The following is a 1,305-nucleotide window of genomic DNA, read 5'->3' as shown; positions in this document are numbered from 1 at the left end:
GGCCAGCGCCAAGGCGGCCAGGCTCGAGACGCCGTAGACCGGCAGCCGTAACGACCACGCCAACGTCTTGGCGGTCGTGACGGCAATCCGGATCCCGGTGTAGGAGCCTGGCCCCACCCCGACGGCGATCCCGTCCAGATCCTGCTTGGCGAGCCCTGCCGCCTTCAGGCAATCCCCGATCGCCGTGACCAAATATGCCGAATGGTTCCGTTCGGCATGGATCGTTCGTTCGGCCAGCACGCGGCCGCCCTCCATCACCGCCACCGCCAGCGAAGAAGTGGCGGTGTCCAGCGTCAACAGCCGCTGCGAGGGCTGTATATTTTCATGTTCGCTCATGATTCGGATACTCCAATCTCTTTCAGGGCCGGCACCCATGGCTCATAGGTTGCCCCCTGCACGTTGATATGCATACGCCGTCCCGTGGCCGACACTGTCTCGATGTAAATCTGCAGCTTGTCCTCCGGGAGCAATTCCTCAATCAAGCTGGCCCACTCCACCAGCGTTACGCCGTGGCCGTAGAAATACTCATCCAGCCCCAGCTCATCCGCCTCATCCAGCGACAGCCGATAGACGTCCATATGATAAAAAGGCAGCCTGCCCTCATACTCCTTAATTAAGGTAAAGGTCGGACTGTTCACGGTGTCCTTCACGCCGAGGTGCTTGGCGAACAGCTGGGAAAACGCCGTTTTGCCCGCACCAAGATCCCCGTCCAGGGCGATCACCGTTCCCGGCTGGGCCAGCTTCGCCAACGCTTCCGCCAGCCGCTCCGTCCCCTTCAAATCCTCGGCTTCGTAGACCCACCGTGCGGAGATGCTGCCTTTATGTTGATCCATGCTCACTTTAGCTTACCACCTTTTATCACGTTCCAACGAAATTGCCATACCTTTGAGTCACAACGCTTCGAAATCGAGCACCTGAGTTGCTCAGTTGGTCTAAATTGAACTTAGTTGATTGACTTAAGCCAAGCTCACTCGAACAACACTTCGCTGAGGATTGCTGAACCATGATGGGCAGTGCTGCATCACTGAGCAACGCTGAGCTTTATCGTGCAACGCCAACCCAAGCTCCCCAGCCCTGCTCCACTAACGGACCGAGATGACCTTATTTGCTGATTTCCCGGACATTTCCCGCGCTAACGGACTCAGAAGGCGTTAATCCAACGTTTCGGAAGAAAAAGTTGATCATTTCCGGCAAATAAGGTCTTTCCTGTCCGTTGCTATGAACGTTTTTGTCAAGCCCTCGGTTTTAAATCTGCCTGAGCACGTGGCGCGAGAGCAAAAATGCGAGCGACGGTCGGCACGCTGC

General features: G+C 56.7%; 2 protein-coding genes. Both read right to left on the bottom strand.

The window, feature by feature from the left end; all coding sequences use genetic code 11:
- A partial coding sequence (gene tsaB / locus RW092_RS22850; RefSeq protein WP_316011376.1) for a tRNA (adenosine(37)-N6)-threonylcarbamoyltransferase complex dimerization subunit type 1 TsaB occupies positions 1-375 on the bottom strand: 375 nt, incomplete at its 3' end.
- Positions 333-833, bottom strand: a complete 501-nt coding sequence (gene tsaE / locus RW092_RS22845; RefSeq protein WP_036625433.1) for a tRNA (adenosine(37)-N6)-threonylcarbamoyltransferase complex ATPase subunit type 1 TsaE — start codon at positions 831-833, stop codon at positions 333-335. The genes tsaB and tsaE, both read right to left, overlap by 43 nt.
- Positions 834-1,305 lie beyond the last annotated feature (472 nt).

The organism is Paenibacillus sp. 3LSP (assembly GCF_032465655.1).
In the GTDB taxonomy this organism is placed as follows: domain Bacteria; phylum Bacillota; class Bacilli; order Paenibacillales; family Paenibacillaceae; genus Fontibacillus; species Fontibacillus barengoltzii.
Note: the sequence above shows the minus strand (reverse complement) of the source record. Positions and strands in the feature narration are given on the sequence as shown.

Bases quoted from the DNA above. Each gene is read 5' to 3' on its own strand.
- tsaE (WP_036625433.1), bottom strand. From the start codon at position 833: ATGGATCAACATAAAGGCAGCATCTCCGCACGGTGGGTCTACGAAGCC.